Annotated in this window: 10 protein-coding genes and 1 tRNA gene; 9 read left to right on the top strand and 2 right to left on the bottom strand. The window is 47.2% G+C overall.

The genetic code is table 11. The features are described from left to right. Window positions 1-170: 170 nt before the first annotated feature. From NQX30_04995 to NQX30_04965, 7 genes are all read left to right on the top strand, one after another. Entirely contained in the window at window positions 171-647 is a 477-nt protein-coding gene (locus NQX30_04995) for a hypothetical protein (GenBank protein MDM5147723.1), read from the top strand. After that, window positions 644-1,528, top strand: a complete 885-nt coding sequence (locus NQX30_04990; protein MDM5147722.1) for a tyrosine-type recombinase/integrase — start codon at window positions 644-646, stop codon at window positions 1,526-1,528. The genes NQX30_04995 and NQX30_04990 overlap by 4 nt, the downstream gene beginning before the upstream one ends. 183 nt (window positions 1,529-1,711) lie before the next feature. Further along, on the top strand, window positions 1,712-3,253 hold the full coding sequence (nusA, locus tag NQX30_04985) for a transcription termination factor NusA (protein ID MDM5147721.1): 1,542 nt from the start codon (window positions 1,712-1,714) through the stop codon (window positions 3,251-3,253). A 2-nt stretch (window positions 3,254-3,255) separates the two neighbouring features. Beyond that, entirely contained in the window at window positions 3,256-5,805 is a 2,550-nt protein-coding gene (infB, locus tag NQX30_04980) for a translation initiation factor IF-2 (GenBank protein MDM5147720.1), read from the top strand. Further along, window positions 5,802-6,167: a ribosome-binding factor A gene (locus tag NQX30_04975; protein ID MDM5147719.1), complete on the top strand. Its 366-nt coding sequence runs from the start codon at window positions 5,802-5,804 to the stop codon at window positions 6,165-6,167. The genes infB and NQX30_04975 overlap by 4 nt, the downstream gene beginning before the upstream one ends. Before the next feature lie 5 nt (window positions 6,168-6,172). Further along, entirely contained in the window at window positions 6,173-7,069 is an 897-nt protein-coding gene (truB, locus tag NQX30_04970) for a tRNA pseudouridine(55) synthase TruB (protein MDM5147718.1), read from the top strand. Continuing rightward, window positions 7,059-7,976: a S49 family peptidase gene (locus NQX30_04965; GenBank protein ID MDM5147717.1), complete on the top strand. Its 918-nt coding sequence runs from the start codon at window positions 7,059-7,061 to the stop codon at window positions 7,974-7,976. Before truB ends, NQX30_04965 begins: the two co-directional genes overlap by 11 nt. Before the next feature lie 68 nt (window positions 7,977-8,044). Here the strand turns inward: NQX30_04965 and NQX30_04960 are convergent. Both NQX30_04960 and aspS read right to left on the bottom strand, forming a co-directional pair. Beyond that, window positions 8,045-8,120 (bottom strand) — tRNA-Thr (locus NQX30_04960). 63 nt (window positions 8,121-8,183) lie between these two features. Beyond that, window positions 8,184-9,974: an aspartate--tRNA ligase gene (aspS, locus tag NQX30_04955; GenBank protein MDM5147716.1), complete on the bottom strand. Its 1,791-nt coding sequence runs from the start codon at window positions 9,972-9,974 to the stop codon at window positions 8,184-8,186. A 228-nt stretch (window positions 9,975-10,202) separates the two neighbouring features. Here aspS and NQX30_04950 point away from each other — a divergent pair, with 228 nt between their 5' ends. Next, window positions 10,203-11,072 (top strand): hypothetical protein, encoded by an 870-nt coding sequence (locus NQX30_04950; protein ID MDM5147715.1) that lies wholly within the window; start codon window positions 10,203-10,205, stop codon window positions 11,070-11,072. A 77-nt stretch (window positions 11,073-11,149) separates the two neighbouring features. Further along, on the top strand, window positions 11,150-12,589 hold the full coding sequence (locus tag NQX30_04945) for a glutamate synthase subunit beta (protein ID MDM5147714.1): 1,440 nt from the start codon (window positions 11,150-11,152) through the stop codon (window positions 12,587-12,589). Window positions 12,590-12,639: the final 50 nt, after the last annotated feature.

Below are 12,639 nucleotides of genomic sequence, written 5' to 3'. Positions count from 1 at the left end.
TAGTGAAAATAATTATATCCTTGATTGCAATGTTCCCTGAAACCAAATAACGTTCTGGACATTTTACGATTGTCAGGAAAGAACCACTATCACATTTTTAATAGCTGTGATAATTGCAAAAATCTAAAATTATTTTTTGCCTCAGCCTGCTGACCCGATACAATAAAGTAATGGCACAATCACTTGACATTCGCGCTAGAGAAATAACCACTCTACGAGAGAAAAATCGCTTACTGCAACGTCAGTTAACCGACGCACGAAATATTGCCGCTGACAATGATGCCATTGTTACCATGATGCATGACGTGTCGCTGTTACTCATTCGCCGCGATACTGAATGGTTACAAAAAACCGAAACACTGATACGCCGAGGAATGAAAGCTGGCAGTTGTCGTATTATGATTTTTAATAATGATATGAAAGCATTAGCAACAAAAACAGCGCGCTTACCTGCTGGCGGTCGTGCCGATAAGTTACCATTGGACAACTCAGCGGCAAAAACCGAGGGGTACTATCATTTGCCTCTTAAGCGCGGAAGGAAAGCAGTGGGATTAGTAATCCTTACCACCCTTTCCGGCAAAAAATTTTCGGCTGGTGATGACACATTTTGCCGCCGATTAGCGCAATTGCTGGCGGCGGTAATATGAATACTCTAAAAGAAGCGTCAGCTGCATTTGTGCACGAAACAGCCGCTGTGCGACGACTGTCAGTGCATACGGTAGAAGCATATCGCCGAGACTTGGAGATATTACAGAATGCGCTACCCATGCCGCTCACCGACATCACACCGCAAAATATGCGCCACCTGCTAGCCACACAACACGGCATGAGTCCGGCATCCACGGCGCGACGGCTATCTACTTGGCGTTTATTTTTTAATTATTTACTCAAAACCGGTGACATTCGGAACAATCCAGCACACAGTCTACGCGCCCCAAAAAAACAGGGACGCCTGCCGCGGGCACTGACACCGGACAAAACAGCTTTTTTGCTAAACGACGATACAGGCAGTGGTTGGCTCAAATGGCGTGATGATGCTATGTTTGAATTACTGTACTCTACCGGCTTACGCGTAGGAGAAATGACTGCCTTAAATGTGAGCGACATATCCGCCGGCATGGTTCACGTGCAGCGCGGAAAAGGAGGACGAGGTCGCGTTGTTCCCGCCGGCACGGTAGCTCAAAAAGCCTTATCCTGCTGGCTTACGGCGCGTGCAAGTGCCGCAAATCACAATGAAACGGCGTTGTTTGTTAATCGCCGCGGTGGTCGTCTCAACGTTCGCACAGTACAACAACGCCTATCCACCCGCGCCGCTCGTCTAGGTATGGCTGGACAAGTTAGCCCGCATGTTTTGCGGCATTCTTGCGCCTCACATTTTTTGCAATCCAGCGGTGATTTACGTGCCACACAAGACCTACTTGGCCACCGTGATATTACTTCCACACAAATATACACGCGCTTAGATTTTCAAAATCTGGCAAAAACGTATGACCTTGCTCATCCACGTGCAAAAAAGAAAGCTCATTAATTTTTGACATAACCAGCGCACAATCCCAAGTAATAATCGTTTTTGTGTAATGCTAGTGTAGAATTAGTGGTTTGGCATTTGCAATGCGTTGGCTTTTAAATGCACAATTGGGGGCGTCGCCCCCTTTTTTTGTTGCGTATTGCTCGCTTCATTTCATCACTAATATAAAAAGGGAAAAAAATTATGGATATCGGCGGTGCGGATTTGTTAATGTACATTCAATCCATCTCTCGGGAGAAAGACCTGCCGTTTGATCAGGTGCTAGATATTTTTTCTGATTCATTGGCCTATTCTCTGCGGCGCAGTGCCAACGACACACACGATGCTGAATTTCGAGTGAACATTGATTCTGTCAGCGGCCAAGTTGACGCTTTTAGAAAATGGCGCGTTCTAGCCGATGATGAATTAATGGAAAATCCACAAGCTGAAATCATGTTGGAATCAGCACAGGAAATCAAGACCGATGTCGTCGCCGGCGAATGGGTAGAAAAATCGCTGGAAAATCAAAAATTTAACACCCGTCCCTGCGTACATTCTGCTAAGCAAAATTTCAACATTCGCCTACGCGAAGCCGAAAAACAACGACTACTCAATGATTTGTTGGCGCGCAATGAAGAATTGGTTAACGGTCAAGTATTACGGGTGCTACGGGATACCGGAGACGTAATTGTAGAAGTCTTGCGACTGGAATGCCGACTACCTAAAAGTCAGATGATTCCACGCGAAACGCTTAAGGCCGGTGACCGGGTTCAAGCATTAATAAAAGACATCAACAACGAGGCAACAGGGCAACCAGTTATTCTTACGCGCATTAGCCCACGCTTTTTAACGCTACTATTTCAACGTGTGGTACCAGAAATTGAAAAAGGCATTTTGGAAATCATTGCTGCGGTACGTGACCCGGGAAACCGTGCCAAAATTGCCGTACGCTCTAACGACGCCCGCGTAGATCCAGTAGGCACTTGCGTCGGCATTCGCGGTTCACGAGTACAGTCCGTAACCAATGAACTCAACGGTGAGCGCATTGACATTATTCCTTGGGATGACGATGATGCCAAATACGTGTTGCTAGCGTTAGCTCCGGCAGAAGTAACAAAAATATCCGTTGACCGCGACAAAGGTAGCATGGATGTTTTAGTAGACCCTGACCGACTGGCACAAGCTATCGGAAAAAATGGTGTTAATGTGCGGCTAGCATCAGAATTAACTGGTTGGCGCCTTAATCTCAAAACAATGGAAGAATATGAAGCAGCTCTAGAGGAAGAGACCTCCCAAAATAGTGCCCGTTTAGGTAAAGCGCTCAATCTGGAAGAAGATGCCGCACGCATTTTGTTTGAAGAAGGCTTTGAAACCTTGGAACACGTAGCATTTGCCGAAGAAGAGGAATTGCTCGAAATTCAAGGCTTTCAGCCTGACGTGGTACGCGAAATTCAAACCCGCGCCCGTGAACAAGTAGAAAAAGAAGAAAGCGAATTGCAGGCAAATATGGAAAAGCAAGAGTCCGCTCTGGTCACACTAGTCAGCGAATTTTTTCCTGACAGCGAAGAGATATTGCGGGAATTGGCGAAAAACGATGTTCTAAAAGTCGCTGATTTGGCTGATTTGGCTGCCGACGAATTACAGGAGTTTCATAAAATGCCAAACGAAACTGCCGCCGCCTGCGTCTTGCTCGCTCGTGAGCAAGCCTACAACATTAACGATCTTGATGAAGAAACGACTGTATAAGCATGGCCACTATAAAAGAAATCGCAAAAAAATATGGCAAGACCGAATCCGAAGTCAAGCTAGCACTACCTAGCGTCGGCTACGACAAACGCATTGCCATAACATCCAAAGTAGAACCCGAATTTGAAACCAAATTGGACGCTCTCTGGCGGCAGCAAAAAGCGACACCCTCAGAAAAAACGGGACAGAAAAAACTCCCTCGCGAACGCAAAATAGAAAGTACGCAAATAGTAGAAAAACGGCAACGACGTATCCGCCGCCCAGTTCCCGCAAAACCAGAGCCAGCACCAACACCTGAAGTTCAAAAACCAGTCGTCGCGCAAAAAGCTTCAACTACCACCAAGACACCGGCAACGCCAACAAAAAAAAATGCAGTTTCACCGAAAACAGAAACCTCACCTACTTCAAAGAAATCTCCTGCAGTTAAACCTGTTGCAGCAAAAAAAACGGCAGCTACTGAGTCACCGCAAGAAATCACGCCGTCACCGACAGTAGAAAAATCAAAAAAAGCAGTAGTAACGACAACCGATATTCCACCCTCTCCCACAAAGCCGCCGGCACCAAATTCATTAGAAGACCTTTATCAAAAACAGGTGGCACGGCAAGAAGAATTGCGAGAAAAACAACAAACTGCCACCAAAAACGAAAAGACCGAAGAAAAATCTCGCCGCGGCGGCACAATTAAGATTGATCAAAAAATATTACGCGAACGCCAAAAACGCCGCCAACAACGTAAAACCACCGCTCCCAAACGGCTGGCCAACCAGCACGGCTTTCAAAAACCGGTGGGACTAGTGGTACGTGAGATAGAAATTCCTGAGACCATTTCTGTCAGCCGCATTGCCGAACAAATATCTCTCAAAAGCGGAATTATCATTCGTAAATTGATGGATTACGGCATGACCGCCAATGCAAATACTTCTCTAGACAAAGATACAGCGTGGATTGTAGTAGAAGAATTAGGTCATAAACCGGTAGCCGCAGTGCAAAAAGAGGACTCGGATTTAGAATCTTTGCGCCAGCACGACTCCGATTTACCACAAGAGCCACGTCCACCCGTGGTTACCGTAATGGGACACGTGGATCACGGCAAAACATCACTTTTAGACTACATTCGCAAAACACGTGTGGCCAATGGCGAAGCCGGCGGCATCACTCAGCATATTGGTGCGTACCAAGTCAGCACGGCTACTGGTGCCATTACATTTTTGGATACTCCCGGTCATGCATTATTTTCTGAAATGCGAGCACGTGGGGCACAAATTACTGATATTGTAGTGCTAGTAGTAGCCGGAGACGACGGCGTTAAGCCACAAACCGAAGAAGCCATCTCTCATGCGCAAGCGGCAGACGTACCCATTGTTGTTGCCATAAATAAAATGGATAAGCCCGGTGTAGATATAGAACGCATCAAAAGCGAATTATCAGCACGCGGAGTTATGCCCGAAGAGTGGGGGGGGGATTCCATTTTTGTACCAATCTCTGCACTCACCGGCAACGGAGTGGATACGTTACTGGATTCCTTGCGCACACAAAGCGACATTTTAGATATCAAAGCAACGCGTGATTGTTCTGCGCAAGCAGCAGTGGTGGAAGCGCGCGTGGAAAAAGGTCATGGCGTGGTAGCAACGTTGGTAGTGCGTAGCGGCACACTAAAAAACGGTGATTGTTTTGTCTGCGGCACCGAAAGCGGTCGTGTGCGCTCCATGTGGGATAGTTCCAAAAAAACAGTTAAAGAAGCAACCCCTGCTATGCCGGTAGAAATACAAGGATTGTCTGGCATGCCAGAAGTAGGAGAAGATTTGTTTGTCGTCCCCGATGAACGCAAGGCGCGCGACATTTCTAGCTTGCGGCAAGAAAAAGATCGGACTCGTCGTTTGAATGCCCGCGCAGTAGCACGGCCTTCCACAGCTTTGTTAATGGGTGACGAGACGGAGAAAAAAGAGCTCAATGTAATTGTCAAGGCTGACGTAGGCGGCTCTCGTGAAGCATTGCTAGCAGCACTTAGCGCTATCCACGGCAAAAAAGCGGCAATTAAAGTTATTCATAGTGCCGTCGGTTCCGTAACCGAATCCGATATAAATTTAGCTCATGCCAGCGGTGCACTAATTGTCGCTTTCAATGTCCGCCCAGATACTAAATCGAGAAAACTCGCGCAATCATACGGTATCAAAATCATGCATGGCAATGTGATTTACGAGATTGTGGAAAACGCCGAAAAAGCGGTACTTAACTTACTTGATATGGTGCGCGAAGAAAAAATCATTGGCACTGCCAAAGTGCTCAAAGTGTTTACCATTAGCAAAATAGGAAATATTGCCGGTTGCAGCGTACAAGACGGAAATATTCGTGCTGACGCGCAGGCGCGTCTCTTACGCGATGGTGCGGTAGTGTACGAAGGTGCGATTAGTTCGTTGCGACACTTTAAAGAAAGCGCCAAAGAAGCGCGTATGGGCGAGGAATGTGGCATTGGAATCCATCGATTTAACGATATCAAAGCCGGCGATGTGATTGAAGCCATTGAGGTGCTGGAAACAGCACCCACCTTATGAAAGGTCGGCGCAATACCAGCGCCGTCAAAAGTTACCCGCGCCAACACCGTATTGCTTCACTAATGCAGCGTGAACTGGCATCGCTAGTCGCTGGTATTTGCGGTGGCGCCATGGTTACCGTACGGCGAATATCACTTAACGGCGATCTTAGCGTTGCCACTGTATATTACACAATGCTTGCTGGTAATGCCGCCGAGGTACAAGAAACACTTACGAGCCAAGCTCCGCGGTGTCGCAAACAACTCGCCGACAGTCTTAATATGCGCGCCACCCCAATACTAGTTTTTGCTCCAGATGCCGAAGGCCAAGTCGCTGACAATATTAGGCGCTTTTTAGATAACGTTCCTCTCAGTGAGAGTTAACTGTAATGGCTGGCACATTTGTGCTTATTGATAAACATCAAGGTGCTACTTCAGCACAAGCCGTCGCTATTGTAAGGCGTTTATTTAATGGCGTTAAAACCGGACACACCGGCACGTTGGACCCAATGGCCACCGGACTGTTAACGATTGCACTGGGAGAAGCAGCAGGATATATTCGTTTTATGCCCGACGATAAAGCCTATCGCGCTACCGTAAGCTTTGGTGCCGTTTCCGACACCGGTGACGCGTGGGGAAATGTCAGCACACAACAGCACCCGCCCGCAGATTTAGTGACACGAGTACGCGATATACTGCCCGATTTTATTGGTACGATAATGCAAACCGCACCACAACACAGTGCTCTCAAATACAAAGGCAAGCCGCTATATCATTATGCTCGCAAAAATATCTCCGTACCGGAAAAACGACGACAAGTGCGGGTACATGAACTTACACTAGAGAAAAGTGAGAATGATAATATTACGCTCTTCATCCGTTGCGGCGGAGGTTTTTATGTACGTTCGCTAGCGCATGATTTAGGTGTTCGCGTTGGTTGTGGTGCTTATTTGTCAGCCTTGCGTCGATTGCAATGTGCCCCCTTTGATATTGCCCAGGCACAAGTATTAGATTCACTAACCACATCAGCTACGGCAAAACAATTATCTATTGAAACGGCGCTAACTCATCTACCCGCTCAATCCGTGGACAATACGCGTTTATGGGCACTGGCGCAGGGACAGCGCGAATGTCCGCCATCCGATGAAAATGAAGAAAGCGGGCAATTAGTGCGGCTACAAACGGCTAATAACCGTTTTGCCGGCGTTGCCCGTCAACGCGAAACGTGCTTTTTACCTCAAAAATTGCTATCATGGACTAGAGAAAAGAAAAACTATGACAACTGACAATCACGACCGAAATTTAGTAGAACGGCTAGCAGAATCGTCTTTGCGTGAGCAAAGAACGCGGCGACGCTGGGGCACTTTTTTCAAATTTATCATGCTGATTTATGTGCTAGCACTAACCGCTGCTTATTTTGTGCACACGCCGAATATTTCAAATCACGGCCCACATGCTGCTGTTATTGACATTAACGGTGTGATAGAGGCCAGCGGCAGCAATAGTGCGGTCAACATCAATGCCGCATTGCGTAATGCCTTTGAAGCAGAATCCGCAAAAGGCGTTATCTTACGCATTAACAGCCCTGGTGGCAGTGCCGTCGAATCTAACCGTATTTACCGCGAATTGCTAAGGTTACGAAACAAGTATCCACAAAAGAAAGTTTATGCGGTAGCTGGTGATTTTTGTGCTTCCGGTGGCTACTATATTGCCGCCGCCACTGATGAAATTTATGTGGATGACAATAGCCTTGTGGGTTCTATCGGCGTTATTTTTTCTAGTTTCGGATTCGTGGAGACAATGGAAAAACTAGGCGTTTCTCGCCGTGTGCAAACTGGTGGAGAAAACAAAAACATGTTTGACCCTTTTTCGCCGCAAAGTGAAGAAGAGCGAACGCGCATTGACAATATTGTCAGTGTCATTCACGATAATTTTCAGGAAGCGGTAAGACAGGGACGTGGCGATCGGTTAACAGCACACCCGGATATTTTTTCCGGGGCTATTTTTGTCGGTGAACACAACGTCAGACTCGGCTTGGCCGACGGCTTAGGCGACACCGGCTATGTAGCGCGAGATGTTATCGGTGTGGACTATACGATAAGTTATACACCACGAGATTGGACTGACGAAATTTTTAGTCACTTCAGCCGCGGAGTAACGCAGGTGTTATTTCAACAACGGTTAATTTTATAAATTCGTTGAGCAGGCGACATTTTTGATTAATAAAAGTTGCCTCGCTCACACGTGTCTCACAAAAAAATTGGTGCCGCCAGAGAGATTTGAACTCCCGACAAACTGATTACAAATCAGCTGCTCTACCAGCTGAGCTATGGCGGCTTATTATCTAGATTTTATCTTAATCTTTTATGGGTGTTGGTGTACAAAAGCCGCACTGTTTACTTATAAAGAATCGGACGCTGGTGAAGCTCGCTTGGCAACTTTAATGTGCAATTCTTGTAACTGCTCACTCGTCGCCGAAGAAGGCGCTTTCGTCAGCAAGCATTGCCCACGCTGCGTCTTAGGAAATGCGATAACGTCACGAATACTTTGCACCTGACAAGCCATAGCCGCCATGCGGTCCAGCCCGAAAGCAACACCACCATGCGGTGGCGCGCCAGATTCCAACGCCTGCAATAAAAAACCAAATTGCCGGCGCGCTTCCGTTTCATCAATTCCCAATGCTTCCAGCATTGCCAGCTGAGTCTCAACACGATGAATGCGAATACTGCCGCCACCGATTTCAACACCATTTAGCGTCATGTCATAGGCACGCGACATAACACGCTCTGGGTGTTCCGGCAAATGGCGCTCGTCTCCCTCTCGCGGTGCGGTAAACGGATGATGCCGCGCATTCCATCGCTTACGTTCGTAGTCACGCTCAAACAGCGGAAAATCGGTAATCCACAGTGGCTTCCAGCCGTCACTCAACAAATTTCCGTCTTCGCCTAATCGATCACGTAATGCCGCCAAAGAAGCGTTAACAATATCTTCACGACCTGCACCAAAAAAGATGATGTCACCATCCACCGCTTGTGTGCGTTCAATTAATTGCGCCAACACATTTTCTGGTAAAAACTTAATAATCGGCGATTGCAAGCCGTCAGCACCGGCAGTGACATTAATTACTTTGATATAAGCCAGCCCACGAGCACCATAACGCGCCACATAAGCAGTCAGCTCATCAATCTGTTTGCGTGACAAAGAAGCACCACCAGGCAAACGTAATGCCGCCACACGACCATCAGCTGCCTGTGCCGGTTCGCGAAACACTTTAAATTCTACCTCCGCCATCAAATCACCCAAATCGGTAAGCTCCAACGGATTGCGCAAGTCGGGGCGGTCAATGCCAAAACGACGTACAGCTTCGGTGCAGTTCATACGCGGGAAAGGTTGCGGCAACGTAATGTTAACAGCAGCAAAAGCGGCAATGACAAGTTCTTCCATCATCGTCATCACATCATTTTCCTCCACAAACGACATTTCTACATCAATTTGTGAAAACTCTGGTTGCCGATCAGAACGGGAGTCCTCATCACGAAAACATCGTGCGATCTGAAAATAACGTTCAAAACCCGCTGCCATCAACATTTGTTTAAATAACTGCGGTGACTGCGGCAACGCGTAAAAAGCATCCGGCTGCAGGCGACTCGGAACGAGAAAATCACGCGCACCTTCAGGCGTTGTTCGAGTAAGTAGCGGTGTTTCTATATCAATAAAATCGCGCTCACAAAACCATTGGCGAACGGCAGCAAGCATAGCATGGCGGCGACGTAAGTTGGATTGCATTGCGGTACCGCGCAAATCAATAACTCGGTGACGTAGACGCGCTTCTTCCGACACACCTTCGTCATCGGGCATAAACGGCAACGCCGTAGCAGTATTTAAAACTTCCAACCGACATAAATTAACTTCTACCTCACCACTGCTCAGGCGTGAATTGTCAGTTCCTTCGGGTCGCCGCCGCACTATGCCGGTAGCACGTAATACATATTCGTTGCGCACACCATTAGCTTGAGCAAAAACGTCAGCGTTTTCACTCGGATCTGCCACCAACTGTAAAACACCAGATTTATCTCGTAAATCAATAAAAATCACACCACCGTGATCGCGACGCGAGTGCGCCCAACCACAAACGGTAACCGTTCCATCTAAATTTTGAGTGTTTACGGCGCCGCAAAAATGAGTTCTCATTGGACAGATTCTATCATTGCCCAAACGAGTGGTGATATAAATTAAATAATAGACGCGCAGATTAAATTTTTATGCGAAAATAAACCAATAAAATGTCACTATCAATCAGAATATCAAACATCCGAAAAATATGGATGGCACACCCTGAATATGCAATTTTTGTTGCCGGATAACAACTAATAATTTTTCAATTTTGACCAGTTAAACGTATAAAATCCTTATCGTTTTATGCTCACACTTCCCGTTACCGTCGCCTCTCCACCACTGCCTGCACGTAAACTTAATCCACGCATTTTTAACGGCGATTACCTCTTGTTTTCGCATTTACCTGCTATACGCCGTTTCAATACCACCGTGCGCAACATTGTGCGCGACGCCTTTGCTACCAATTATCCGCCACAAGCACACCAACAACATCAACGAGACAATTTTTTGTGCTGTGCCGAATCAGCACAACAGCAGGTTAACACAAGCGATTGCAAACAGCTGTTTGCCGACGTGCTACGCAATGTTGGTCTGTCAACAGAAGGCTTATTTTGGGACACACTTGGTCTGCGCGTGGCACCACCGGTCAACTTTCACCACGGCGGCTTTCGTTCAGCGGTCGGTGTGCATCGCGACACGTGGGGGGCAGGATTTCAAGCGCAAATTAACTGGTGGGCACCGCTGTGGCCGCTAGCGCAAAATCGCACCATGGGCTTTTATCCCAGATACTGGCGACAACCTCTGACCAATACCACAGCTGAATGGTCATTTAAAGATTATCTGAAAGCGCGCCAACAAGCCAAAAACGGCAGAAAAGCGGCATATCCGTCAGCACCACAAGCCCTAGTCGTGCCGGATGACAAAATCATTCCTCTGATTATGCGCCCGGGGCAGTTATTTTGCTTTTCGGCAGCACACTTGCATGCCACCATTCCCAACACCTCTTCCTTAACGCGATTTAATATTGAAATTCGTACTCTGTGTTTGGACGATTTGCAACAAAATCGTGGCTCACCTAATACTGATAATAACAGTCGCCACCCCCTGCCGGGGTTGTTTTCTGCCGTGAACGACAATAGCCCACTCAAAACATACTGGCAGCCAACAAAATAAGCGTTTTCTACCACTGCCTCGCCCATCAAGTATAATTTTGAGCTTTGCTAAAAATCACAATCGGGAGAATAGCGGTTATGGGAAAAACTACCGGTTTTTTGGAAATAGAACGTGAAACGGGTGCCTATGCACCGGTTTCCGAACGCCTACAACATTATCGAGAATTTACCATTCATCCAGATGCAACTGACGTCAGCCAGCAGGCAGCTCGGTGCATGGATTGTGGCATTCCATTTTGCCAGACTGGTTGCCCAGTGCATAACATCATCCCCGATTGGAACGATCTCATTTATCGCAAACAATGGCGACAAGCTCTAAATAAATTACATTCCACCAACAATTTCCCCGAGTTTACTGGTCGCGTCTGTCCTGCACCATGTGAGGCTGCCTGCACGTTAAACATTAACGATGATGCAGTTGCTATCAAATCCGTAGAACGCGCTATTGTTGATTGTGGCTGGGAAGAAGGGTGGATATCTCCTTGTCCACCCGCCAATAAAAGCGGCAAACGAGTGGCTATCGTGGGTTCCGGACCAGCGGGGCTAGCCTGTGCTCAACAGTTAGCTCGTGCCGGACATGAACCGCATATATTTGAAAAAAATGAAAAAGTCGGAGGGTTATTACGCTTTGGCATTCCTGACTTCAAGATGGAAAAACATCTCATTGACCGCCGCATTGCGCAAATGGAGGCAGAAGGAGTTGTTTTTCATACCAATACCCATATTGACGACGGCGCGTCAGCAAATAAATTATTAGCGGAATTTCACGCTCTGGTGCTAGCGGCAGGCAGCGAACAACCGCGTGATTTACCCATACCGGGACACAAACTCAAAGGGGTACATTTCGCCATGGACTTTCTCCCCCAACAAAACCGGCGCGTTGCCGGACTACCAGTTAATACGGCGGATATTTTAGCTACCGGAAAAGATGTTGTAGTTATCGGCGGCGGCGATACGGGATCTGACTGCATCGGTACTTCCAACCGACAGACTGCAGCAAGCGTAACGCAATTTGAATTATTGGCGTGCCCACCAGAAGAAGAAAACAAACAACTTGTTTGGCCCAACTGGCCCATGAAACTACGCACGTCCTCATCACACGATGAAGGTTGCAAACGGGAGTGGAGCGTGATTACCAAAGCCTTTATCGGCGACTCCGAGGGTCAGTTGCAGCAAATACGCGCCGCACAAGTACGCTGGCACGATGACAATGGCAAGTTTGTAATGGAAGAAATACCGGGTTCTGAGTTTGAGCTACCTGCACAATTAGCCTTACTGGCTATGGGATACATTCACCCAGTACATACCGGATTGCTGGATAAATTAGCAGTAAAACTAGATAACCGAGGCAATGTACTGGCAAATGAACGAGACTACCAAACTTCACTACCTAAGATATTTGCTGCCGGTGATACGCGGCGTGGTCAGTCTTTAGTAGTTTGGGCGATTAGAGAAGGACGCCAGTGTGCCCATGCCGTTGACGCTTTTTTAATGGGAAATTCACGATTACCGCAATAATTAAAATAAGAAATTTGACTGCAAACTTTGTCCAAAAATTTTAACCAAAA

Source organism: Candidatus Persebacteraceae bacterium Df01 (assembly GCA_030386295.1).
GTDB lineage: Bacteria > Pseudomonadota > Gammaproteobacteria > Tethybacterales > Persebacteraceae > Doriopsillibacter > Doriopsillibacter californiensis.
The sequence above is the reverse complement of the archived record's forward strand: the minus strand, read 5'-3'. Positions and strand labels throughout refer to the sequence as shown.

Excerpts from the sequence above, each read along its gene's own strand:
- infB (MDM5147720.1), top strand. The coding sequence starts at position 3,256 with ATGGCCACTATAAAAGAAATCGCAAAAAAATATGGCAAGACCGAATCC.
- NQX30_04965 (MDM5147717.1), top strand. The coding sequence starts at position 7,059 with ATGACAACTGACAATCACGACCGAAATTTAGTAGAACGGCTAGCAGAA.
- aspS (MDM5147716.1), bottom strand. The coding sequence starts at position 9,974 with ATGAGAACTCATTTTTGCGGCGCCGTAAACACTCAAAATTTAGATGGA.
- truB (MDM5147718.1), top strand. The coding sequence starts at position 6,173 with ATGGCTGGCACATTTGTGCTTATTGATAAACATCAAGGTGCTACTTCA.
- NQX30_04990 (MDM5147722.1), top strand. The coding sequence starts at position 644 with ATGAATACTCTAAAAGAAGCGTCAGCTGCATTTGTGCACGAAACAGCC.
- NQX30_04945 (MDM5147714.1), top strand. The coding sequence starts at position 11,150 with ATGGGAAAAACTACCGGTTTTTTGGAAATAGAACGTGAAACGGGTGCC.
- nusA (MDM5147721.1), top strand. The coding sequence starts at position 1,712 with ATGGATATCGGCGGTGCGGATTTGTTAATGTACATTCAATCCATCTCT.
- NQX30_04950 (MDM5147715.1), top strand. The coding sequence starts at position 10,203 with ATGCTCACACTTCCCGTTACCGTCGCCTCTCCACCACTGCCTGCACGT.
- NQX30_04995 (MDM5147723.1), top strand. The coding sequence starts at position 171 with ATGGCACAATCACTTGACATTCGCGCTAGAGAAATAACCACTCTACGA.
- NQX30_04975 (MDM5147719.1), top strand. The coding sequence starts at position 5,802 with ATGAAAGGTCGGCGCAATACCAGCGCCGTCAAAAGTTACCCGCGCCAA.